This window comes from Dactylosporangium salmoneum, from assembly GCF_039532525.1.
Taxonomy (GTDB): domain Bacteria; phylum Actinomycetota; class Actinomycetes; order Mycobacteriales; family Micromonosporaceae; genus Dactylosporangium; species Dactylosporangium salmoneum.
The window spans coordinates 308,892-324,784 of sequence record NZ_BAAARV010000025.1 but is presented as its reverse complement, the minus strand read 5'-3'; the positions used below and the strand labels follow the sequence as shown (position 1 = coordinate 324,784).

Here is a 15,893-nt window from a genome sequence, read left to right as displayed (position 1 = left end):
CGATCCCGCCCGCCGCCAGGGCAAGGCCGCGCCCGTCTTGTCGGTGTTTGTCGATGTGTCAGCCGCGAACCTTTCATGAATGCTGGATGGGTGCTGACCGTCGAGGGCCGCGACGTGGCCGCCCGAGCCAACGCCGACCTGGAAGCCTTCTTCGGCCCGGGCTGGCGGGCCCGCGCCGAGGCGCGCCCGGCGGCCGAGCGCCCGGCCTGGCCGGCGACGTTCGTCGGGCTGGTCACGCTGTGGGCCAGCCTGCGCATCCTGATTCAGCAAGAGGTCCAGGGCATCTCGAAGCTGCGGGCCAACCTGTCCCGCAACGCGACCCGCGACGAGTACCGCCATGGCACTCTCCAAGCCCGCCTGGCCACCCAGGCGCTGCTGGCCGGGACCCGCCCGATCCTGGAGCCGCCGATCGGCGACATCCGCCTGAACGACCTCCTGCTGGAGCTGCGAGGCCTGAACCCGGCCGGCCCGGCGACCACCCGCCGCCTGATCCGCGCCGTGGAGCTGAAGGCCAAGCAGACGCGCGACTCCACCGCGGTATGGGTCTGGATCGAGGACGCCGGCGCCCTGCCCGAATTCCCTCGGGTCGACACCCTGGCCGAGGACCTGGACCGGGTCTTCACTGCCTGGCCGCACCTGCTGGGCGTGGTGCTGTCGACCCTGACCCCGCAGACCCCCGACGCCACCGAACTGTTCGAGCGCGGCGTCTCCTACACGAGACGCCTGCCGGACGCCCGCCACCGCCACACCGTCGTAGCCCACCGCCCGGCCCTGCCGGAGCCCCGCTTCGAGCTGATCCACCATCTCTGCGCCGAGGAGCCGGCCTGGCTGGACGCCGCCCTCCCCCTCCTGCAGATCCCGGGCGGCCTGCCGTCCCTGCTCAACCCGGCCCGATAGGCGTTGCCGCGAGCAACACCCGGCCTGCTCGACCGTCGTCGCGAGTAGGGCTCCCCGCCAGGCGGACCGCGACTACAAGCGGAGGGCGAGGCCACGGGAGTTACGGTCCGTACCCCGGCGGACATCGCGGTAGCTCGGAAATTTTTGAACTTGATCTTGCTTTCCGCCCGCGGCGGGCTTTTGCGTTGTCGCAGGCCACCGGCTTGGGCATAGCAGATCGTCGGGGTCCGCGCGACCCCGTCCACAAGCACCGAGTTATCCACAGGTTCGGGGGTCGGGCCGAGCGGCGGGGGCGCCGTTTCGCGCAGGCTTCGAGGCGAGCGAACCCGAGCAGTGGAGGGAGAAGCAGGTGTTCGAGACCATGGTGACCATGGTGAATGTTGGCAAACATCAAATAGCGCTGCGTGGTTTGCCATTCATTCACTTCAGCGGGCATCACGACCAGCACGGATGGGTCTATCGTGCAGGTGCACGCGGCGCAAAGCAGAACGCCCCACCCGCTCGCCTCGGGGGTCAGCCAAGGGGTTTGCGGGTGGGGCGCCCTCGGGCCAACCGGAGGTAGGACCCGAGCCCCAGTGCTCGGACAGTCGTCCACGATTGTGCACCTGTCGCACACCTGGTGTGCGCCGCGTGGCGCGCCGACGTGTCGATCGTTCGGAGACGAACGGTCGAATGTTGATCAGTAGAACGGCCGACCAGCAGCGACGTTTGTCGGATCATGGAAGCAATCCGCCCAGATTGATGCGACTTTGCCGCTTTCGGCAATTCACCCCTGGGGCTGATCACCCGAAAGTTGTCAGTCGGTAACCGACTCGCCCGTCCGGCCGTCCCCGCCCGCAATGTACGTGCCCTGGCCGCGCTTCGTGCGGATCTCCCCTGACAGCCGCAGCGCCGACAAAGCCATCTTCACCGTCGTGGCACCGACGCCATACTCCTCGGCGAGCTCGGAAATGGACGGCAGGCGATCGCCGGGCTTACCGGCGGCAATGCGTACACGTAGGCCAGCAACGACCTGCTCCCAGACAGGGCGGTCGTCGCCGATGTCTTCGGCGGGCATGGAGTTGAGTCCTTCAGCTTGGCAGCCCGTCCATCTGATCACTTCCTTGCGCGGTTCTCAACAACATGGGCGGCTAAGTCGACAAAGCTGTAGCTGTCTGGCCTAAGCCGCCTTAGGCGGCTATGTTGGCTGGTGGGCGCCGCCTTCAGCTTGGCAGCAGGGGGTGAGCCCAAGGGCCGGCGCGGCACCGTCTTGCTCGGATAGTCGCCGCGCCGGCCCGACCCCCGATCGTGTGGCGGTCTGCCCGTTGCACTTCCCAGGCCCGGCCGGGCGACCGCCGCACCTCGTGTTGGAGGTGCCATGCCTGAGCTCGCCCACCCCGTCTGGTGTTCGCGGGAGCGCTGCACCGCGGGCGCGCCGCCGATCCACGGGCACCGGGTCGGCTTGCATCGTTCGGCGCCGTCAGCGTCCGGTCTCACCGAGCTGGCGTTGGTGCAGTCGCCTGGCGCCTCGCTGCCGTCGGTGGAGCTGTCGCGGGAGGGGTGCCGCTTTGTGGTGCCGCTGGTCGAGGCGGGCGGCCTGGGCGATGCGGAGGCGGAGCTGCGTCGGGCGGCGGGGGTACGGCGGTGACGCCGCCGCGGCCGGTGGGCCGTGCCGAGCTCGAGCATCCTCCGTGGTGCGACGCGGAGAACTGCCCGCTGGAGTTGATGGCGGTTGGTGGCCGGCATCAGTCGCGTGAGGTGCGGGTGCACGACGATGAGGGCCGGGCGCGGGCGTCGGTGGTGTTGCAGCAGGCCGCGTTCGGACGGCTGATGGTGGCGATGTTTTCGCGCACGCAGTCGTGGGACCCGCATGTGGCGCGCAGGCTGGGGGAGGCGCTGGTGCGGATGGCGGACATGGCGGACGCGGAGCAGCAGACGGGCTGAGCTACTCGGCGGTCTTCTGGTGCTTCGGCATCGAATTGACCTCACTCCTGAGGAAGACCCACGTTGTGGAGCGGCCGAGGCGTCTGCCTTTGAGCTGCGACTTCCGGACCATCTTCAGTGCCGCCTGCTTGGACACGCCCATGATCTCGGCAGCCTCTTGGAGGCCGACGAGGTCGGGGATGCGCCGGTCATACGGCGGATCGCGGGGCGGATCGTCCACTGCGGCAGCGTAGCGATCACGGTTCACGAACGTCAACCAAAACCACCTGTTCGGCAGAGTGAACGTATCTCTATCGCGGTTGACAATTGTCAACCCAAAAGACATGCTCAGGAGGTAATTCACAGCGGACAGAAGGGAACTTGCTGATGCCCTACAACGCGTTCGCGACGGTTGACCCCCAGGGCGACCTCAACGCCTACAGCCTGGTCACGGTCGACGGCCTGCCCGGCGCCCTGCCGGTCCCGGAGTCCACCGAGGACGGCGACGCCACGTTCTGGCCGCGGATCGCGGCCGCCCTGCACGGGGCGGGCCTGACGCCGGTGCTCGGGCCGCACCTGCGGCGCGGCGTCAACGTTTGCTTCAACGTCGCCGCGAAGGAGTCCTGATGGCCGACCAGCGCCACGAGGGCGTCACCGACGACGGCGAGCCGTACGTCATCGTCCGTACCGACGCGACCATCGACGCCTACATCGGCTACGACGCCGAACCGTCGAGCTACACCTGCGATACCGAGCAGGAGGCGGTCGAGTTCTTCGACCAGATCGTCAGGGAGGTGAGCAAGCCGTGAACGCCGCCGACCTGCCCGACGGTTCGATCGTCGCCGCCCGCGACATCGTGTTCATCAAGAACGGCGACCGGGAGTGGCCGTGGCGGGGCACCCGGGGCGGCCTGCACGCCGACTGCGTGATCGACGACTACCTGCAGCGGGACGGCCGCGTGGTGCGGGTCGGCGTGGACGGGTGGCAGTCGTGACCCGCGTCCTCGGCGCCGCGCTGCACGTCGGCGACCGCATCGTCGACCCGGTGGATGGCTGCACCGTCCACGAGATCACCGCCCTGGTCGAGTACCCGGGCGGCTGGCGTGGCGACCACCTGCGACGCGCCCACGGCGACGACTGGCACGCCACCGTCGCTGACCATCACCTGTACGACCTGATCGCCGCCCAGCACCCCGTCCCGGCCTGAGTGGGACACGGCGGCGCCCGGCACATCCGGACGCTGGCCGTGGCCGTTCAGTCCGACGAGAGGAGCACCATGACCCGTACCACCACATGGCCGTTCGAGACCGACGCCGACCGCGACGACCCGCTGACCGCCCACCGCATCGCGGTCACCAGCTCTCACCCGCGCTGGTTCTACCTTGTCGCGTTCGACTGCGAGTCCGAGGCTCGGCCCACCGATGCCGAGACGGCGATGCTCGCGTCGTTCCTGGATGAGTACAAGGAGCACTGGTACGGGAACAGCGGCTTCCGGCAGAAGATGGAGCAGCGAGACCTGGACGTGGACGGCGGCGCCAACGGGGTCATCTTCCACAAGTGGGGCGAGGACGACTGGGGTTTCCGCCGGCACTCGTTCGAGTACGGCTACCTGTTCTCGATCGTCTGGCCGTCGCAGCGCGCCGGCAAGGAGCCGGGTAAGTATGTCGGCCCGTACTCGCTGGTCGAGCTGATGGACCTGATCCACACGATCGGCGACAGCAAGCCGATGCAGCGTTGGCTTGACTGGAAGGCCGCGCACCCGGAGGTGTTCGCGTGACCCGGGTTGCTGGCCACGGCCTGCTTCGTGAGGGCGCCATCTACGACGAGAACGGCCACCTGCCGCACGGTGCCGTCGTCCGCTCCGGTCCCGGCCGGGGGAAGTGCGAGTGCGGCTCCTTGTCGGAGGTGCTGCCGTCGACGGCGGCCCGCCGCAGGTGGCACGCTGACCACAAGGGCGAGGTGGGGCCGTTCTCGTCGCGGTACGAAAGCGGCGAGGAGGGGCGATGACCGCCGAGGACGCCGCCTACCGGGCGCTCGCTGTGTTCCGCATCCCGGCCGCCGAGCGGCGCGAGTTCGCCGCGAAGGTCGCCGCCACGGTGGCCAATGTGCCGACCGGCATGCTGCCGAACGTGGTTGAGCTCGGCCACGACGGAGGCCTCGCCGGGGACCTGTTCCACGATGTGCCGCTGTGCGTGTCGATCTACAAGCGGCGCGAGGCGGCGGGCGCTGCCGTGGTGGCTGCCGCGCGGGCGCTTCTGGAGGGTTCGGCGTCATGACGAATTGGACCGCAGTCAGCGTCACCGGGCACCGTGATCTCACCGATGCCCAGCTGGCGTGGCTGCGGCCCGAGCTCGACCGGGTCCTGGCCAAGCTCCGCGACGAGCACGGCACGACGGACGCGGCTACGGGTGTGGCGCTCGGCTCCGACATCGAGTTCGGCTGGGCGGCACTGCACGCCAACCTTCAGCTGCACGCGCACATTCCGTTCCCGCAGCAGCCCGATCGCTGGCCGTACCCGGACCGGGAGATCTACCGGCGGATGCTCGACCGCTGCACGTCCAAGACCGCGTACGGGCCGACCTACGATCCGCGCTGGTTCTTCGCCCGCAACCAGGGCCTGGTCGACTTCGCCGCCGAACGGGGCGGGGTCATGGTGGCGATCTGGGACCCGCGCCGGCGCGACGGTGGCACGTTCGACGCGGTCAAGCGGGCCGCCAGCGTGCTGCCGGTCATCCACTTCGACCTCGAGCGGCTGCAGGTGCACGGGCCGGGCTGCTCGTGTGTGGAGTCGTTGAAGCCGTCCGCGCTGTTCTGATTGCACACACGAGAAGCCCCGGCCACGCGGCCGGGGCTTCTGTTTTGCTGGAAGATGCTGGAACGTCAGTCGTCGACGACCTGCGCCTCGACGAGGTCCAACGCCTCGTCGAGCGCCGAGTACAGGTCGCTGAAGCTGAGCCGCGACGTGGTGCTGTTGCGCTCGTCGACGAGTTCGAAGCGGTCCGGGTCGCTGTCGACACGGCGGACGATGAAGTGGCCGTAGCCGGGCCGCGTGTACTGGTACGAGCCGCCCCAGCCGCCGATGATGTCCCACCTGTACTGCTCGCCCACGGCGTCACCCCTCGCCCGTCAGCGCGTTCGCGGCGGCCACGACAGCGGAGTGAATTGCGGACCTCGTCGCCGAGGTGAAAATCTCGTCCAGGAGGCCGTCAACGACGGCCTGCCGCTCGGCCGGGTCGGCAGCGAGCGCTTGCAGGCGCTCAACCCCGCCGGAGGTGCGCTCACGCAGCACGGCGACGGCAATCCGGTTGGCCATCTCCCCGCGCACCTGGGCCAGGGACACACCGTCGGCCTGCAGCGACTTGTACGCCGCCCAGAACGCAGCCTTGTCGACGTGGACGTCCATCGGGTCGTGGGACATGCAGCGATTCTCCATCCTCGTCAGCTGTAGTACTCAGGGTGGTTGGAGCGGAGGAACTCGTCGGTGTCGGCGCGCTCCTGTTCGAGGCGCTCGATGTGGGCGGCGGCTTCCCGGATGAGGCTGTAGTCGACGACGCCGCGGCCGGCGCGCTCGTACAGGTCGCGGAGGCGTTCGGGCATGTTGGACATGGGCTGCTCCTTCAGTCGATCGGGGCGATGGTGTAGCCGGCGGCGAGCCGCTCGGCGATGCGGTCGGCGGCGACGGTTACGGTCCGCCCGTCGCGGGGCCGGATCATGCGAACCGGCTGCTGGACTTCGACGGCGGCGAGCACCGCGGCCCGCTCGTCGGCGGTCATCTCGTTGGGGTCGGTCACTGTGCCGCCTCCTTAGCGGTCGCAGCGGTGCATGTCGGCCATGAGCTGGGCGCCGTCCCGGTTGGGCGCGAACGCGCGCGCGGGCGAGTAGTGGTCGACGCCCTCCTGGCAGGTGTCGCACGCCCAGGCCCATCCCCAGCCCCAGGTGAGCGGCAGGAAGACGCGAGCGCGGGGCTTGTCGAGGATGGTGCGGCGCATGATGTGTCTCCTTCAGGCGGCGAGGTTGATGGTGAGGGCGGTCGCGAGCCGGGCGGCGCGTTCGGCGGCCTGGCGCTCGGCGGCGGTGAGCTGGTCGAGGCGGGTGCGCCCGGCGGGGGTGATGGTGCCGCCGGTGACGACCTTGCGGGCGTCGCGGCGGCCGGCCTGGTAGGTGAGGTCGAGGTATCCGCGCTTGGCCAGGGCGGTGAGGACGCGGACGTTGAATTGGCCCTCCTTGCCGCCGCGCTCGACCCGCCCGTTCATCAGGGCGATGACCAGGGCGGTGTGCTGCGGGTCGGTGACCTTGGTGGCGGTGCCCTTGGCGGCGGCGGCGAGCCGCACGACCGGCGCGGCCGGGATGACCTCGGCGGCGGGGGCGGGCTCGACGGGGGCCGGGGTGTGCTCGGCGACGAGGGCCTCGTAGACGGGGATCGCGTGGGTGTCGAAGGTGTGCAGCGACGACGCGATCAGGTCGCGACCGCGGCGGGCTTCGACCTTGAAGCCGGCGCCGTTGACCCAGAACGCCTTCACCGTGACGTCGCCGACCTGGGCGGTGAGGCCCTCGGCGGGGATCTCGTAGATCTTCGCGGCGGTCGTCGTCTGCGTCATGCTCAAAGCGTCTCAGCCTGAGACGATTATGTCAACATGAGACGGTAACTGTTACCCTGGCGACATGATTCGACCCTCCTGGACCTTCAGAACCGACGAAGAACGACAGGCAATCGCCCGGCTTGAGATTGCTGCCGAGGAGCACAAGGTGGCAGAAGACCGACTCTGGCAAGCCGCCCAGCAGGCGCGCAAGCTGGGCATTGAAGCCAACTTCGTCGCCGAGAAGGCGCTCACATCCCGCGCCACCCTGTACCGCGAGCTTGGCAAGCGATTCCCGGCGAGCGGAGTCGCCGCCCCCGAGCAACTTGGCTAAGAGCCCTTGACAACATGCCGCTGGCGTCTCAAGATGAGATGGTCAAGCCAGTGAGCCGAGGGAGCAGAACGATGAACCAGTACCGCATCCTCACCGTCGTTCGCCTCCACGACGGCAGCACGACCGAACACGTCAGCAGCCCCATGAGCAAGGAAGGCGCCGAGGCCCACGCCAACGAAGGCAATCGCACCGGCGGCGGGCGCGCAACCTCAACCGTCATCACCGAGGCCGAATACGACGTGATGCTGGCCAGGTTCGCGTCCGGTCAGTAGCGCTTACACATGAAGCCCCGTGCCGCATCTCGCGGACGGGGCTTCGTCGTGTCTGCTAATCGATCTCACACATCATCATCCGCAGCCCGAACGGCGCGCCCAGGTCCGGCATCACCAGCAGATGCCGGCCCGGCTCCATCCGCGCCCGCACCTCCGCCCCGGTCTCGCCGACCTGCGGCGTATAGACGGTCGTCCCGGACGCCCAGCCGACGTCGTGGAGCCGCCGCCGGAACGCCGGGTCACGCAGCCTGCGGGCGAAGTCGAACGCCAGTGGGTTGTTCACTCCGCTCGACCCTCAAGGTAGGTCCGGCTGCACGGATCGTCGGGGAAGGTGCAGGTCAGGCACTCCCGCGTCGCCGGATCGTAGTTGGTGTCCCCGCACCGGTCGCACCAGTGGCCGGTGACGAGGAAGCCGATGGCGCCCTCAAGCACCACGGGGCTCGGGACGAGATCGGTCACGTCGCCCGTCCCTCCGGCGCCAACGCGACCCCGTAGTTCTGCCCGCGCTTCCGCACGATCCACGTGGCCTCGACCACGCCCATCGCCACGTCAGCGCGCCGCAGCAGGTCGACGCAGTCGGTCACGAACATCGGGAACCTGCGGCCGTCGACTGCCCGCCAGATCAGGTACTTGGCGCTGCGGCCAGACACCGTACCTTCGACCTCCAGCGTCGCCTTGAACGGTTCGTTGGGCACCCAGCGGTCCGGTTTTGCCCACCGGTCAGCGAAATGCAGCAGGTTCCCGTCGGCGTCGTATGGCACTTCGGTCACGGACGTCATCCGCGCGCCCCTCTCGGCCGCCACGCCAGATCCTCGAGCCGCCGGCTTCCGTCCGCCGGGTACACCGTCTCAAACTCGGGGCAGTCGCCGCGGTGCGCGCCGGCGTCGTTGCGCAGGCAGCCGCACGGCCACAGCGGGGAGCGGTCAGCCACGGCGCAACTCCTGGTCGACGTGGCAGTCCAGCATCACGCCCTCGTCGCCTGGCTCCCACGGTGGTTCGGCACCGCACACGTCGTTGCCGCTGTTGTCGATGACGAGCAAGTCGCCGTGCCCCTGCTCGATCAGCTCGCCGAGGCGAGCGTGCAACTCGTGAACCTTCACCGGCCGTACACGTCCATCGGATTCACGACCGGCGCCGTCCGCAGGTAGGCGAGCACGTCCCGCAGCGACTCCTCGGCGGCGCCGAGGTGCGCCTGATACTGCTCCCACAGGCCGGACGGCAGCTCCTGGTAGCTGTCGGCCGGCCCCGACACCTCGTGAACGAACGTCGTCAGGACCGTGTCCTCGCCGGACGTCACCTTCACCATGTTGCTCATCGCCCGTACTCCTCGTCGTCGAAAATGACCTCAACCTCGTCGTTCACGCCTCGTCGCCTCTCGCATCAGGGTCGTCCGGGTGCCGCTCGTCGCGGATCTGGTACTTCGCCTGCTGCGCCAGTTCGCCGCCGAGGATGCTCGTCCACTCACCCCAGGTCAGATCGTGTCCGCGGAGGAATTCGACGCAGAGCATCCCGAACTCGGCGCGGGCCTGCTGGACGAGCATCGTGCGCTCATGGAGCCTCATTCGTTCTCCTCGTCGGGCTGCGCGGCACACCACGCCGCCCACTGGATGTGCACGTCCAGCGGCACCTCCCACCGGACAACCTCGACCGGAGGCACGCCGGGCAGCTGCTGGCGGTGGCCGACGATCAGGCCCTTCTCGGCGAGCACCTTCAGGGGCGCCGGGTGGTTGCCGGTGTCGAGTCCGCAGGCAATTCGGCTGAGGGTGTCGCGTTGCCGTGAGGTCAGGGCGTCCATGTCCAGCACGGTCACGCCTTCACCGCCGCCAGCCGCTCGAACTCGCCGTCCTCGGCCGTGACCCAGCCGTGGCCCTGCGTGCACCACACCTTGCCCGGCATGAGCCGCCGTCCGTCGCTCCACACCGCCCGGAGCGTGATCAGAACGCGCGGGCCACCCTCGGTCTCGAACAGGTTCTCCTCGACCCCGTGGCCGCACGGCAGGCTGTCGACGGTCACGCCGGCACCCGCTCGAAGCTGATCTGCGGGGACCAGCGTCCGAACAGCGTGGCTACGTGGATGACCCCCGCGCCGCAGCCGGACTCGACGGTGTTCCCGTCCGCGTCGACTTGGCGGCGCTGAACCCGCGCCTGCCAGCCGGACACGGTGTTGCCCAGCGACGTGATCCGCACGATGTGCTGGTGGCCGTCCGGCAGCCACGTCACCGACCGGTCGATCCAGTCCTCGCCGACGTACGGCGGCGGGTCGAAACCGGCGGCGGTCAGGGCAGCGGCGATCTTCTCGGCGTCGGTCACCACTGCACCTGCCCCTTGTCGATGCGGTAGTAGTCCTGGGTGGTCTTCCAGCCGGTCTCACCGCGGTCGTCGGCCTGCCGGCCGCAGCACGGCGCCTTCCACAGCGTGCAGTCCGCATACCGGGCCGTCACCTCGACCTTGGCCAGGTCGTAGATCCGGCCGCAGGTGCAGCGGACCGGGAACATCATGTCGCGGATCTGCTCGGCCTCGAGCTGGCTGAACAGCGGGCGGCCGTAGATGTCGATCATCTGGTGGTCTCCTTCGTCTCGTCGCGGTCCAGCCACGACGTCTCGATGTTGTGCTCGACGTAGCCGGCGCCCCAGCGGACGGACGCCCGCCAGTACGGGCCGGCGAAGTGCCCGTACCGGGCGCAGTCGATCACAACGCCGGCCGCGCCTCTGCTGTCACGCCGCCCGTCGACGACGCGCTCACCGATCTTCGGCTCCCACTCCAGCATCGGCAGAACCCTCCTTCGCGGAGGAGCGGGCGCGCATCCGCGCCTGGATCAGGTCCGTGTTCGGCGGCGCGTACGCGTGCCAGCCGGCGTTCATCGTCCAGCGCTGGTAGTGACCGTGGCGGGGCCAGCCGCACTCGGCACAGCCCTCCGGTAGCGGCAGGGTCACGCCGCCACCTCGGCCGGCAGTGCCATGACCTCGGCGAGCTTCGCCTCCACCTCGGCGGTCGACAGACCCGGCGCGACGAACATGCCGTCCTCGCCGTCGTACTCGACGTCGAACCGGTACGGGTGCCGCTCGTGGTTCGCCGGGTACACCTGGGCACCGCGACCATTCGGGAACTCGTACCGCCACCACGGCGCCGGGGCGGCACGGTGGTCGGCGAGGTGGGCGGTGTAGTCGGTCACCGGGCGTCGCCGATCGCCAGCCGGCGGACCGCCGCGGCGAGGAGCTCCCCGAGGATCTCCGGCTCGAACGTGGCGTTGGCGGTGACGGCCAGGTCGGCGAGGGTCTGCGTCTCGCCGCGCTCGGCGGACGCCTCCCGGAAGCGGCGGATCATGAAATCGAGCTTGCTGTCGAGGTCGGCGAGATCCTGGTCGATTCCGGCGACGGCGTGCGGGGGCAGAGACATGGGGCTTCCTCCTTCAGGCGGGGTGGGGCCGGACGAGAGCCGCGTCGACCGGGTCGGCGAGCGGCCGGTACGCATAGCCGGACATCGGCGACCCGACCCGGCGGGACAGCTTGTAGCGGGCGACCCCGTCGGTGATGTCGTAGCCGAGCACCACGCAGTCGCTGAGACACTTCGGGTGCGGCAGGTCGGCGAGCACCTTCGCGCCAACCGGGAACATGCCTTCGGTCGCGTCGAGGAACGCGTCCTCGTCGACGCGGCGCTCCTGCTCGATCCGCTCCACGGCCCGGGTCGCATGCCACCCGTCGAACGGCTGAGCAACCGTCTTCGGCCGGCACGTGTCGGAGCCGTGCGCGTGCGTCCAGCGGTATTCGCGCAGACCGCTGATTGTCGGCCCGTCGGACGAGACGCGGGCGGTGGCGATGATCGGGTCTGCGCAGTTGCGGCAGCTGAGGTTCGCGTCGATCGGCGGGTTGTACGGGTAGTCGGTCACGGTCATCCGTCCTGGCTTTCGAACCGCGCCGCCTCGTCGGCCTCGCGGAATTCCTGGATGTGGTCGGCGAGGCGGACGATCATGCCGCCGCCGAGGTCGATGTACGGCTCACCGTGCGACTCGCGGGCCTCGGTGAGGAACGCGGTCACGTCGGGGATGTGGACCGGGCCGCCGCCCGGGTTGATCACGTAGCGGGCCATCTCAGGCATCCACCGGCACGATGTCGACTCCCCTGAGCCAGGTCTCGAAGCCGCCCATCTCGTACCCGGCGGTGGGGTGCGGTTCGGCGTCGATGCGCAGGAACCAGTGCTGCTCCCGTTCGACCCACTCCAGCAGCGTGCCGTGCCGGACGGTCCGCCCGTCCCCGGACCGCAGCGCGAACCGGTCGCCGGGGCGGATGTCGCAGGCGGCTACGGGGATGTCGATGTAGCCGGTCATGTGGTCGCCTCCTGTATCGGGTCGACGGGTCGGATTTCGACGGTGAGGCCGTCTTCGAACGCAAGTCGTTCGGCCGGCACTCCGAGTGCCGCAGCCAAGGCGACCAGGTCATCCAGGTCGACGTGGCGTTCGTTGCTCTCGATCCGGGACAGCGCCATGCGGCCGATCTGGCGGCCGTGGCGGGCAACGAGTGCCGACAGTTCGACCAGGCTGATTCGCTGCTGTTCCCGGATGCGCTTGATGTTTGCCGCGAGGCGCCGACCGTGATCGCCGATCGGAATTGCAGCTTTCATGCTCACTCCGAAGATGTGGACGTCCACTTATCGTACCACCCTGCACGGAAAAGGGGACGTCCACATGTGACACTGATCGGGTGACGGATCAGCAAGATCGGCCAGCGGATCGACACGCCGACCCGAAGCTGACCATCCGGCCGCCCGAAGAACTCCGGCGAGCCGTCCTCGAACTCCTCCAGCTGCGCGGACTGACCGCACAGGACTACGTCGTCGCCTGCCTCGCCGCGCTCGCCGCCGAACCAGACCGGCAACTTGAGGCCGTCAAACCGCACTGGCCTACACCGAAGCCGAAGGGCCGGCCAAGACGCCCCGCCGAGTAGCTCACGCCACCATCCCGTGCCCGCACGCCCCGCACCACGTCACCCCATCGTCCGGGTGCCCGCGCCGGCACTGGTCAACGTCCTGCTGCGCGTAGCCGCACCCGGTGGCCGGGTCGACGCAGTCGTCGCGCCACGAACGCCACCGCCGCGCGTGCTCGGCATGCGTCAGGATGCACACAGCACCCGACTTGCCGGCCTCGACCGTCACAGCACACCTCCGGATCGGGTTTTGCCGGTGAAGTGGAAGACGGCGAACCGCCACACCGTCTCCACGTCCGCGCGCAGGTTCGGGTCGGCGGCCCGCTCGCGGAGGTACGCGGCGAGGCTCTCCGGGTCGTCGAGAATTGCGGTGTAGTCCCAGCGGCGCGCCTGATCAGCCGCCAGGGCCTGGAACACTTCGAGCGGCGGCGTCAAATCTTCGGCGTTCACGGCATCCTCCCCAGCAGTGCCCGCGCGATCGTGAACGCCGCCGCCTTGTCCGCCAGCGCAATCGGACCCTCACCGCGCGCCTCCTGGCCGGGCTGCTGCCGCTCCAGCCGCTTCACCACGGACTCCAACCACCCCGCAAGCTCCAGGCCGGCGAACGGGCTGAACACGCCCGTGAATTCGCCGATCGGGCCGCCGAGCATGTTGTCGCACGCCCGCGCCCAGTCGTCGGTGTACGAGAAGTTGTCGCCCTCCGCGAACTCCCGCCGCGCCGCCTCCGCCCGCGACCGCAGCTTGATCACGGCCATGCGCAGCTCGAGCAGCGGGTCGTCGGCGAGCCGCGCCAGGATCTCGTCGGTCACGCCGCCGGTCACGCCTTCACCGCCCGATCGCGGATCGCCTTGTACTCCGGCAGCCGCTCGTCGAACGCCGCGATCACACAGTTGCCGGTGCCGAGGAACCGCATCTGCAGCAGGTTGGCCATCTTGCGCCACTGCATCGACTGCTCCGCGTTGCCGCGCTCGGCCGCCGTACGCTCCCAGCCGCGCAGCTTGTCCACCTCACGCTGCACCTTCGCCCGGGCCCACGCAATCGCCTCCGGGTCGCGGTCGTAGTCCGTCATGCCTCTACCTCCATCTGCGTCGGCGCCCCAGCCTCGGTCGGCACGGGAGTTAGCAGCCACAGGTCGTAGCGGTCCGGCCAGCCCTCGGCGAGAGCCCGCTCGCGACGCTCGGCGACCCGCTTGGATGCCCGGGCCTCGTCTGCGTAGATGACGTTGCCGAGGGTTCGCTCAACGCCCTCGGCGTCGGTGTGAACGATCACGAACCGCGCGGTCACCGCTTCATCTCCTCGTCGAGTCGCTGCAGCACCCAGTCGAGGGCGTCCGCAGCGTCGCTGCGCGGGCCCTCGTAGGCGTTCACGGTCGCGACCTGACCGAGCACCGTCGAGTGCAGCCGCTGCAACACCTCGGCGACGAGCAGCGGTGTAGCAGTCTCGAGACCGGCCCGGGTTGCCGCCCGGGCCACCTCAACCGCCTCGCCCTGCGTGATGGGCGCGGCGTCCTTCCATGCCTGCGCCTCGGTCGCCCGGAACACGTCGACGGCGGCGTCGGGAACGGTGGTCATCGGGTCACCGCCTGCGGCAGCGGCACCCGCAGCAGGCAGACCTGCCGCGTCAGCAGTTCGGCCATCAGCGCTTTCAGCGTGCCGCCCGGCAGCGCCTCGTGTAGGGCGTCGGCGATCTTCTTGGCATCGCCATCGAACAGGGCCTGCGCATCGGCGGCGAAGTTGTCGCCGCTGTGGGCCGGCTGGGTCAGATCGACTGCGATCGTGACGGCGGGAACCGGCTCGGTGCGGGTCGCGTCGGCGCGGTGCACGTGAACGGTGTCAGCCATGGCTAGTCCTTTCGGTTGGGTGGCGTCAACACGCACACCGGCTGTTGACGCCGTTAACGGATCTCTTCGTCGGTTGGGTTGGTCAGGCGCCGGGGTCGGACTTCATCCGCCGCGGCGTGTCGTCGAGCCGCTCGAGCACCTCGCCGATCCGGCGCACCACCTTGTTCGCCATCTCCAGCCGCCCGTGGTAGACGGCATGCGACGTGAGGCTCTGGTCCAGGCCGAGACCGATCACCGCCACCTGCTGCTCCGCGTCGCATTCGAGCAGCGCGGCGCGCAGGGCCGTCGCCAGCACCGACTCCGGCGAGGTGGTGCCGTCGACGAAGCGGATCAGCCGGTCGGCGAGCGACTTCGGGTCGACAACGTACGGGCCGATCATGCGCTCTCCTCGTTGCAGTAGCACGGCGCAGCGCACCACTCGCCGCCGTGGAACGTTCCGTATCCGACCCTGGTCGCCCGCCGGCCGCCGCCCTCGTACGCGAACCAGAAGTCGTCGCCGATCGGCACCGCGTGCAGGTCGCCGCCGTGGTGGACGGACAGGCCGCAGTCGCCGAACGGGCTCTTGGAGCGGCACCGAATGCGGGCCGGGGCAACCACGACCGCTCGGCGCGTCACCGTTCACCCGCCGCGAGTTCGGCAAGCTTCCCGGCACCCGCCTCCGTCAGGTGAATCGCGTAGTACCCGTCCGGTCTGGCCAAGCCGCGCTCGATCAGCCGGTCGACGTCGGGCAATCGGTACCCCTGCGGCACGGTGTCGTCGTAGATGTACCAGTAGTCATCGCCGATCGACGAGATCTCGCCCTCGTCGATCAGGCGCAACAGTGTGCGAACGTGCCCTCGCTGGGCTGCCTTGCGGTCCTCAACGGTCGCCATGGCCAGACCCCTCCTTGTTGATCGGCGGCACGACGTGCACCGCCCGCGGGTCGTCGAGCGACACGAACGTCCCGTCCTCGGCCGCGGCGAGCTCACCGGCCAGCCAGCGACGGAAGTCGGCCACGATCTGCCGGTCGCCGTCGGGCAGCTGGTCGAGCGGCACACCGAAACCGCAGCGACGGGCGTTCATCGGCTCTCCTCATGCCGACGCCACAGCCCGGCGATCCGCTCGCCGGGCAGCCGTAGTTGCCGGGCAGGCTGGCCAGATGCTGCAGCGCTGCG

51 protein-coding genes are annotated in these 15,893 nt (G+C 69.5%); 13 read left to right on the top strand and 38 right to left on the bottom strand.

Translation table 11 applies throughout. From position 1 onward, the window contains the following. The first annotated feature begins 90 nt into the window (after window positions 1–90). Window positions 91–897 carry a hypothetical protein gene (locus tag ABD352_RS17685; protein ID WP_344613475.1) on the top strand — a complete coding sequence of 269 codons (807 nt, stop codon included), beginning with the start codon at window positions 91–93 and terminating at the stop codon, window positions 895–897. A 796-nt stretch (window positions 898–1,693) separates the two neighbouring features. Here the strand turns inward: ABD352_RS17685 and ABD352_RS17680 are convergent. Continuing rightward, window positions 1,694–1,954 carry a GntR family transcriptional regulator gene (locus ABD352_RS17680; protein WP_344613474.1) on the bottom strand — a complete coding sequence of 87 codons (261 nt, stop codon included), beginning with the start codon at window positions 1,952–1,954 and terminating at the stop codon, window positions 1,694–1,696. A 300-nt stretch (window positions 1,955–2,254) separates the two neighbouring features. On the opposite strand from ABD352_RS17680, the gene ABD352_RS17675 reads away from it, so the two are divergent. Together ABD352_RS17675 and ABD352_RS17670 are read left to right on the top strand one after the other, a co-directional pair. Next, window positions 2,255–2,524: a hypothetical protein gene (locus ABD352_RS17675; protein WP_344613473.1), complete on the top strand. Its 270-nt coding sequence runs from the start codon at window positions 2,255–2,257 to the stop codon at window positions 2,522–2,524. After that, the gene (locus tag ABD352_RS17670; RefSeq protein ID WP_344613472.1) at window positions 2,521–2,820 is read left to right on the top strand and encodes a hypothetical protein; all 300 of its coding nucleotides are present in this window, start codon (window positions 2,521–2,523) and stop codon (window positions 2,818–2,820) included. Before ABD352_RS17675 ends, ABD352_RS17670 begins: the two co-directional genes overlap by 4 nt. A gap of 1 nt (window position 2,821) precedes the next feature. Here ABD352_RS17670 and ABD352_RS17665 read toward each other — a convergent pair whose 3' ends face one another. Continuing rightward, a complete protein-coding gene (locus ABD352_RS17665) occupies window positions 2,822–3,067 on the bottom strand; it encodes a helix-turn-helix domain-containing protein (RefSeq protein WP_344613557.1) in 246 nt (81 codons plus the stop codon). A 119-nt stretch (window positions 3,068–3,186) separates the two neighbouring features. Between ABD352_RS17665 and ABD352_RS17660 the strand changes: the two genes are divergently transcribed. The 8 genes from ABD352_RS17660 (at window position 3,187) to ABD352_RS17625 (ending at window position 5,613) form a co-directional block, all read left to right on the top strand. Beyond that, window positions 3,187–3,426, top strand: a complete 240-nt coding sequence (locus tag ABD352_RS17660; RefSeq protein ID WP_344613471.1) for a hypothetical protein — start codon at window positions 3,187–3,189, stop codon at window positions 3,424–3,426. Next, entirely contained in the window at window positions 3,426–3,608 is a 183-nt protein-coding gene (locus tag ABD352_RS17655; protein WP_344613470.1) for a hypothetical protein, read from the top strand. Before ABD352_RS17660 ends, ABD352_RS17655 begins: the two co-directional genes overlap by 1 nt. Next, window positions 3,605–3,793 carry a hypothetical protein gene (locus ABD352_RS17650; RefSeq protein WP_344613469.1) on the top strand — a complete coding sequence of 63 codons (189 nt, stop codon included), beginning with the start codon at window positions 3,605–3,607 and terminating at the stop codon, window positions 3,791–3,793. The genes ABD352_RS17655 and ABD352_RS17650 overlap by 4 nt, the downstream gene beginning before the upstream one ends. Then, the gene (locus tag ABD352_RS17645; protein WP_344613468.1) at window positions 3,790–4,005 is read left to right on the top strand and encodes a hypothetical protein; all 216 of its coding nucleotides are present in this window, start codon (window positions 3,790–3,792) and stop codon (window positions 4,003–4,005) included. The genes ABD352_RS17650 and ABD352_RS17645 overlap by 4 nt, the downstream gene beginning before the upstream one ends. Before the next feature lie 69 nt (window positions 4,006–4,074). Continuing rightward, complete coding sequence (locus ABD352_RS17640) at window positions 4,075–4,575, top strand: hypothetical protein (RefSeq protein WP_344613467.1); 501 nt, start codon at window positions 4,075–4,077, stop codon at window positions 4,573–4,575. Then, entirely contained in the window at window positions 4,572–4,805 is a 234-nt protein-coding gene (locus tag ABD352_RS17635; protein ID WP_344613466.1) for a hypothetical protein, read from the top strand. The genes ABD352_RS17640 and ABD352_RS17635 overlap by 4 nt, the downstream gene beginning before the upstream one ends. Then, window positions 4,802–5,074 (top strand): hypothetical protein, encoded by a 273-nt coding sequence (locus ABD352_RS17630; RefSeq protein ID WP_344613465.1) that lies wholly within the window; start codon window positions 4,802–4,804, stop codon window positions 5,072–5,074. The genes ABD352_RS17635 and ABD352_RS17630 overlap by 4 nt, the downstream gene beginning before the upstream one ends. Beyond that, on the top strand, window positions 5,071–5,613 hold the full coding sequence (locus ABD352_RS17625; RefSeq protein ID WP_344613464.1) for a hypothetical protein: 543 nt from the start codon (window positions 5,071–5,073) through the stop codon (window positions 5,611–5,613). The genes ABD352_RS17630 and ABD352_RS17625 overlap by 4 nt, the downstream gene beginning before the upstream one ends. Window positions 5,614–5,678: 65 nt before the next feature. Here ABD352_RS17625 and ABD352_RS17620 read toward each other — a convergent pair whose 3' ends face one another. Genes ABD352_RS17620 through ABD352_RS17595 form a run of 6 tightly spaced genes read right to left on the bottom strand, consistent with a single transcriptional unit; the run spans window position 5,679 to window position 7,396 of the window. Then, window positions 5,679–5,906 carry a hypothetical protein gene (locus tag ABD352_RS17620; protein WP_344613463.1) on the bottom strand — a complete coding sequence of 76 codons (228 nt, stop codon included), beginning with the start codon at window positions 5,904–5,906 and terminating at the stop codon, window positions 5,679–5,681. Between the two features lie 4 nt (window positions 5,907–5,910). After that, on the bottom strand, window positions 5,911–6,216 hold the full coding sequence (locus ABD352_RS17615; protein WP_344613462.1) for a hypothetical protein: 306 nt from the start codon (window positions 6,214–6,216) through the stop codon (window positions 5,911–5,913). A 20-nt stretch (window positions 6,217–6,236) separates the two neighbouring features. After that, on the bottom strand, window positions 6,237–6,404 hold the full coding sequence (locus ABD352_RS17610) for a hypothetical protein (RefSeq protein WP_344613461.1): 168 nt from the start codon (window positions 6,402–6,404) through the stop codon (window positions 6,237–6,239). An 11-nt stretch (window positions 6,405–6,415) separates the two neighbouring features. Further along, on the bottom strand, window positions 6,416–6,589 hold the full coding sequence (locus ABD352_RS17605; protein ID WP_344613460.1) for a hypothetical protein: 174 nt from the start codon (window positions 6,587–6,589) through the stop codon (window positions 6,416–6,418). Between the two features lie 12 nt (window positions 6,590–6,601). After that, window positions 6,602–6,787, bottom strand: a complete 186-nt coding sequence (locus ABD352_RS17600; RefSeq protein ID WP_344613459.1) for a hypothetical protein — start codon at window positions 6,785–6,787, stop codon at window positions 6,602–6,604. A gap of 12 nt (window positions 6,788–6,799) precedes the next feature. Beyond that, entirely contained in the window at window positions 6,800–7,396 is a 597-nt protein-coding gene (locus ABD352_RS17595; RefSeq protein WP_344613458.1) for a hypothetical protein, read from the bottom strand. Between the two features lie 64 nt (window positions 7,397–7,460). On the opposite strand from ABD352_RS17595, the gene ABD352_RS17590 reads away from it, so the two are divergent. Further along, window positions 7,461–7,709 carry a hypothetical protein gene (locus ABD352_RS17590; RefSeq protein WP_344613457.1) on the top strand — a complete coding sequence of 83 codons (249 nt, stop codon included), beginning with the start codon at window positions 7,461–7,463 and terminating at the stop codon, window positions 7,707–7,709. Window positions 7,710–7,780: 71 nt separating this feature from the next. Continuing rightward, window positions 7,781–7,981 (top strand): hypothetical protein, encoded by a 201-nt coding sequence (locus ABD352_RS17585; protein WP_344613456.1) that lies wholly within the window; start codon window positions 7,781–7,783, stop codon window positions 7,979–7,981. A gap of 55 nt (window positions 7,982–8,036) precedes the next feature. On the opposite strand, the gene ABD352_RS17580 is transcribed toward ABD352_RS17585, so the two are convergent. The 30 genes from ABD352_RS17580 to ABD352_RS17435 all read right to left on the bottom strand — a co-directional run bounded on the left by ABD352_RS17580 (window position 8,037) and on the right by ABD352_RS17435 (window position 15,801). Then, window positions 8,037–8,264 carry a hypothetical protein gene (locus ABD352_RS17580; protein ID WP_344613455.1) on the bottom strand — a complete coding sequence of 76 codons (228 nt, stop codon included), beginning with the start codon at window positions 8,262–8,264 and terminating at the stop codon, window positions 8,037–8,039. Next, window positions 8,261–8,440: a hypothetical protein gene (locus ABD352_RS17575; RefSeq protein WP_344613454.1), complete on the bottom strand. Its 180-nt coding sequence runs from the start codon at window positions 8,438–8,440 to the stop codon at window positions 8,261–8,263. The genes ABD352_RS17580 and ABD352_RS17575 overlap by 4 nt, the downstream gene beginning before the upstream one ends. Further along, window positions 8,437–8,784 carry a hypothetical protein gene (locus tag ABD352_RS17570; RefSeq protein WP_344613453.1) on the bottom strand — a complete coding sequence of 116 codons (348 nt, stop codon included), beginning with the start codon at window positions 8,782–8,784 and terminating at the stop codon, window positions 8,437–8,439. The genes ABD352_RS17575 and ABD352_RS17570 overlap by 4 nt, the downstream gene beginning before the upstream one ends. Before the next feature lie 120 nt (window positions 8,785–8,904). Then, window positions 8,905–9,066, bottom strand: coding sequence for a hypothetical protein (locus ABD352_RS17565; RefSeq protein WP_344613452.1), 162 nt, complete (start codon window positions 9,064–9,066; stop codon window positions 8,905–8,907). An 11-nt stretch (window positions 9,067–9,077) separates the two neighbouring features. Next, window positions 9,078–9,296, bottom strand: a complete 219-nt coding sequence (locus tag ABD352_RS17560) for a hypothetical protein (protein WP_344613451.1) — start codon at window positions 9,294–9,296, stop codon at window positions 9,078–9,080. Between the two features lie 43 nt (window positions 9,297–9,339). Next, window positions 9,340–9,543, bottom strand: coding sequence for a hypothetical protein (locus ABD352_RS17555; protein ID WP_344613450.1), 204 nt, complete (start codon window positions 9,541–9,543; stop codon window positions 9,340–9,342). Beyond that, the gene (locus ABD352_RS17550) at window positions 9,540–9,791 is read right to left on the bottom strand and encodes a hypothetical protein (RefSeq protein WP_344613449.1); all 252 of its coding nucleotides are present in this window, start codon (window positions 9,789–9,791) and stop codon (window positions 9,540–9,542) included. The genes ABD352_RS17555 and ABD352_RS17550 overlap by 4 nt, the downstream gene beginning before the upstream one ends. Beyond that, window positions 9,788–9,994 (bottom strand): hypothetical protein, encoded by a 207-nt coding sequence (locus ABD352_RS17545; protein ID WP_344613448.1) that lies wholly within the window; start codon window positions 9,992–9,994, stop codon window positions 9,788–9,790. The genes ABD352_RS17550 and ABD352_RS17545 overlap by 4 nt, the downstream gene beginning before the upstream one ends. Then, complete coding sequence (locus tag ABD352_RS17540) at window positions 9,991–10,290, bottom strand: hypothetical protein (RefSeq protein ID WP_344613447.1); 300 nt, start codon at window positions 10,288–10,290, stop codon at window positions 9,991–9,993. The genes ABD352_RS17545 and ABD352_RS17540 overlap by 4 nt, the downstream gene beginning before the upstream one ends. After that, window positions 10,287–10,538 (bottom strand): hypothetical protein, encoded by a 252-nt coding sequence (locus ABD352_RS17535; RefSeq protein WP_344613446.1) that lies wholly within the window; start codon window positions 10,536–10,538, stop codon window positions 10,287–10,289. Before ABD352_RS17535 ends, ABD352_RS17540 begins: the two co-directional genes overlap by 4 nt. Continuing rightward, window positions 10,535–10,747, bottom strand: coding sequence for a hypothetical protein (locus ABD352_RS17530; protein ID WP_344613445.1), 213 nt, complete (start codon window positions 10,745–10,747; stop codon window positions 10,535–10,537). Before ABD352_RS17530 ends, ABD352_RS17535 begins: the two co-directional genes overlap by 4 nt. Next, window positions 10,719–10,913 carry a hypothetical protein gene (locus ABD352_RS17525; RefSeq protein ID WP_344613444.1) on the bottom strand — a complete coding sequence of 65 codons (195 nt, stop codon included), beginning with the start codon at window positions 10,911–10,913 and terminating at the stop codon, window positions 10,719–10,721. The genes ABD352_RS17530 and ABD352_RS17525 overlap by 29 nt, the downstream gene beginning before the upstream one ends. Continuing rightward, window positions 10,910–11,152 carry a hypothetical protein gene (locus tag ABD352_RS17520; protein ID WP_344613443.1) on the bottom strand — a complete coding sequence of 81 codons (243 nt, stop codon included), beginning with the start codon at window positions 11,150–11,152 and terminating at the stop codon, window positions 10,910–10,912. The genes ABD352_RS17525 and ABD352_RS17520 overlap by 4 nt, the downstream gene beginning before the upstream one ends. Next, window positions 11,149–11,376 (bottom strand): hypothetical protein, encoded by a 228-nt coding sequence (locus tag ABD352_RS17515; RefSeq protein WP_344613442.1) that lies wholly within the window; start codon window positions 11,374–11,376, stop codon window positions 11,149–11,151. The genes ABD352_RS17520 and ABD352_RS17515 overlap by 4 nt, the downstream gene beginning before the upstream one ends. A 13-nt stretch (window positions 11,377–11,389) precedes the next feature. Then, window positions 11,390–11,866, bottom strand: a complete 477-nt coding sequence (locus ABD352_RS17510) for a hypothetical protein (protein ID WP_344613441.1) — start codon at window positions 11,864–11,866, stop codon at window positions 11,390–11,392. Between the two features lie 2 nt (window positions 11,867–11,868). Beyond that, complete coding sequence (locus ABD352_RS17505) at window positions 11,869–12,075, bottom strand: hypothetical protein (RefSeq protein ID WP_344613440.1); 207 nt, start codon at window positions 12,073–12,075, stop codon at window positions 11,869–11,871. Further along, window positions 12,068–12,304, bottom strand: coding sequence for a hypothetical protein (locus ABD352_RS17500; protein WP_344613439.1), 237 nt, complete (start codon window positions 12,302–12,304; stop codon window positions 12,068–12,070). The genes ABD352_RS17505 and ABD352_RS17500 overlap by 8 nt, the downstream gene beginning before the upstream one ends. Beyond that, window positions 12,301–12,624, bottom strand: coding sequence for a helix-turn-helix domain-containing protein (locus tag ABD352_RS17495; RefSeq protein WP_344613438.1), 324 nt, complete (start codon window positions 12,622–12,624; stop codon window positions 12,301–12,303). Before ABD352_RS17495 ends, ABD352_RS17500 begins: the two co-directional genes overlap by 4 nt. Further along, window positions 12,600–12,872, bottom strand: coding sequence for a hypothetical protein (locus tag ABD352_RS17490; RefSeq protein ID WP_344613437.1), 273 nt, complete (start codon window positions 12,870–12,872; stop codon window positions 12,600–12,602). The genes ABD352_RS17495 and ABD352_RS17490 overlap by 25 nt, the downstream gene beginning before the upstream one ends. Before the next feature lie 49 nt (window positions 12,873–12,921). Continuing rightward, window positions 12,922–13,128, bottom strand: coding sequence for a hypothetical protein (locus tag ABD352_RS17485; protein WP_344613436.1), 207 nt, complete (start codon window positions 13,126–13,128; stop codon window positions 12,922–12,924). After that, entirely contained in the window at window positions 13,125–13,349 is a 225-nt protein-coding gene (locus tag ABD352_RS17480) for a hypothetical protein (protein WP_344613435.1), read from the bottom strand. Before ABD352_RS17480 ends, ABD352_RS17485 begins: the two co-directional genes overlap by 4 nt. After that, the gene (locus tag ABD352_RS17475; protein WP_344613434.1) at window positions 13,346–13,720 is read right to left on the bottom strand and encodes a hypothetical protein; all 375 of its coding nucleotides are present in this window, start codon (window positions 13,718–13,720) and stop codon (window positions 13,346–13,348) included. The genes ABD352_RS17480 and ABD352_RS17475 overlap by 4 nt, the downstream gene beginning before the upstream one ends. Further along, window positions 13,717–13,968, bottom strand: a complete 252-nt coding sequence (locus ABD352_RS17470) for a hypothetical protein (protein WP_344613433.1) — start codon at window positions 13,966–13,968, stop codon at window positions 13,717–13,719. The genes ABD352_RS17475 and ABD352_RS17470 overlap by 4 nt, the downstream gene beginning before the upstream one ends. Then, on the bottom strand, window positions 13,965–14,183 hold the full coding sequence (locus tag ABD352_RS17465; protein ID WP_344613432.1) for a hypothetical protein: 219 nt from the start codon (window positions 14,181–14,183) through the stop codon (window positions 13,965–13,967). The genes ABD352_RS17470 and ABD352_RS17465 overlap by 4 nt, the downstream gene beginning before the upstream one ends. Next, the gene (locus tag ABD352_RS17460; RefSeq protein ID WP_344613431.1) at window positions 14,180–14,470 is read right to left on the bottom strand and encodes a hypothetical protein; all 291 of its coding nucleotides are present in this window, start codon (window positions 14,468–14,470) and stop codon (window positions 14,180–14,182) included. Before ABD352_RS17460 ends, ABD352_RS17465 begins: the two co-directional genes overlap by 4 nt. Further along, entirely contained in the window at window positions 14,467–14,739 is a 273-nt protein-coding gene (locus ABD352_RS17455; RefSeq protein WP_344613430.1) for a hypothetical protein, read from the bottom strand. The genes ABD352_RS17460 and ABD352_RS17455 overlap by 4 nt, the downstream gene beginning before the upstream one ends. Before the next feature lie 82 nt (window positions 14,740–14,821). Then, on the bottom strand, window positions 14,822–15,118 hold the full coding sequence (locus tag ABD352_RS17450) for a hypothetical protein (protein WP_344613429.1): 297 nt from the start codon (window positions 15,116–15,118) through the stop codon (window positions 14,822–14,824). Then, entirely contained in the window at window positions 15,115–15,354 is a 240-nt protein-coding gene (locus tag ABD352_RS17445) for a hypothetical protein (RefSeq protein ID WP_344613428.1), read from the bottom strand. Before ABD352_RS17445 ends, ABD352_RS17450 begins: the two co-directional genes overlap by 4 nt. Then, window positions 15,351–15,611 carry a hypothetical protein gene (locus ABD352_RS17440; protein WP_344613427.1) on the bottom strand — a complete coding sequence of 87 codons (261 nt, stop codon included), beginning with the start codon at window positions 15,609–15,611 and terminating at the stop codon, window positions 15,351–15,353. Before ABD352_RS17440 ends, ABD352_RS17445 begins: the two co-directional genes overlap by 4 nt. Further along, entirely contained in the window at window positions 15,598–15,801 is a 204-nt protein-coding gene (locus ABD352_RS17435) for a hypothetical protein (protein ID WP_344613426.1), read from the bottom strand. The genes ABD352_RS17440 and ABD352_RS17435 overlap by 14 nt, the downstream gene beginning before the upstream one ends. Window positions 15,802–15,893 lie beyond the last annotated feature (92 nt).

Coding starts and splice junctions, on each gene's coding strand:
- ABD352_RS17560 (WP_344613451.1), bottom strand. CDS start 9,296: ATGAGCAACATGGTGAAGGTGACGTCCGGCGAGGACACGGTCCTGACG.
- ABD352_RS17555 (WP_344613450.1), bottom strand. CDS start 9,543: ATGAGGCTCCATGAGCGCACGATGCTCGTCCAGCAGGCCCGCGCCGAG.
- ABD352_RS17505 (WP_344613440.1), bottom strand. CDS start 12,075: ATGCCTGAGATGGCCCGCTACGTGATCAACCCGGGCGGCGGCCCGGTC.
- ABD352_RS17640 (WP_344613467.1), top strand. CDS start 4,075: ATGACCCGTACCACCACATGGCCGTTCGAGACCGACGCCGACCGCGAC.
- ABD352_RS17680 (WP_344613474.1), bottom strand. CDS start 1,954: ATGCCCGCCGAAGACATCGGCGACGACCGCCCTGTCTGGGAGCAGGTC.
- ABD352_RS17675 (WP_344613473.1), top strand. CDS start 2,255: ATGCCTGAGCTCGCCCACCCCGTCTGGTGTTCGCGGGAGCGCTGCACC.
- ABD352_RS17615 (WP_344613462.1), bottom strand. CDS start 6,216: ATGTCCCACGACCCGATGGACGTCCACGTCGACAAGGCTGCGTTCTGG.
- ABD352_RS17655 (WP_344613470.1), top strand. CDS start 3,426: ATGGCCGACCAGCGCCACGAGGGCGTCACCGACGACGGCGAGCCGTAC.
- ABD352_RS17500 (WP_344613439.1), bottom strand. CDS start 12,304: ATGACCGGCTACATCGACATCCCCGTAGCCGCCTGCGACATCCGCCCC.
- ABD352_RS17585 (WP_344613456.1), top strand. CDS start 7,781: ATGAACCAGTACCGCATCCTCACCGTCGTTCGCCTCCACGACGGCAGC.
- ABD352_RS17450 (WP_344613429.1), bottom strand. CDS start 15,118: ATGATCGGCCCGTACGTTGTCGACCCGAAGTCGCTCGCCGACCGGCTG.
- ABD352_RS17435 (WP_344613426.1), bottom strand. CDS start 15,801: ATGAACGCCCGTCGCTGCGGTTTCGGTGTGCCGCTCGACCAGCTGCCC.
- ABD352_RS17455 (WP_344613430.1), bottom strand. CDS start 14,739: ATGGCTGACACCGTTCACGTGCACCGCGCCGACGCGACCCGCACCGAG.
- ABD352_RS17625 (WP_344613464.1), top strand. CDS start 5,071: ATGACGAATTGGACCGCAGTCAGCGTCACCGGGCACCGTGATCTCACC.
- ABD352_RS17610 (WP_344613461.1), bottom strand. CDS start 6,404: ATGTCCAACATGCCCGAACGCCTCCGCGACCTGTACGAGCGCGCCGGC.
- ABD352_RS17515 (WP_344613442.1), bottom strand. CDS start 11,376: ATGTCTCTGCCCCCGCACGCCGTCGCCGGAATCGACCAGGATCTCGCC.
- ABD352_RS17440 (WP_344613427.1), bottom strand. CDS start 15,611: ATGGCGACCGTTGAGGACCGCAAGGCAGCCCAGCGAGGGCACGTTCGC.
- ABD352_RS17535 (WP_344613446.1), bottom strand. CDS start 10,538: ATGATCGACATCTACGGCCGCCCGCTGTTCAGCCAGCTCGAGGCCGAG.
- ABD352_RS17590 (WP_344613457.1), top strand. CDS start 7,461: ATGATTCGACCCTCCTGGACCTTCAGAACCGACGAAGAACGACAGGCA.
- ABD352_RS17530 (WP_344613445.1), bottom strand. CDS start 10,747: ATGCTGGAGTGGGAGCCGAAGATCGGTGAGCGCGTCGTCGACGGGCGG.
- ABD352_RS17630 (WP_344613465.1), top strand. CDS start 4,802: ATGACCGCCGAGGACGCCGCCTACCGGGCGCTCGCTGTGTTCCGCATC.
- ABD352_RS17600 (WP_344613459.1), bottom strand. CDS start 6,787: ATGCGCCGCACCATCCTCGACAAGCCCCGCGCTCGCGTCTTCCTGCCG.
- ABD352_RS17460 (WP_344613431.1), bottom strand. CDS start 14,470: ATGACCACCGTTCCCGACGCCGCCGTCGACGTGTTCCGGGCGACCGAG.
- ABD352_RS17595 (WP_344613458.1), bottom strand. CDS start 7,396: ATGACGCAGACGACGACCGCCGCGAAGATCTACGAGATCCCCGCCGAG.
- ABD352_RS17470 (WP_344613433.1), bottom strand. CDS start 13,968: ATGACGGACTACGACCGCGACCCGGAGGCGATTGCGTGGGCCCGGGCG.
- ABD352_RS17660 (WP_344613471.1), top strand. CDS start 3,187: ATGCCCTACAACGCGTTCGCGACGGTTGACCCCCAGGGCGACCTCAAC.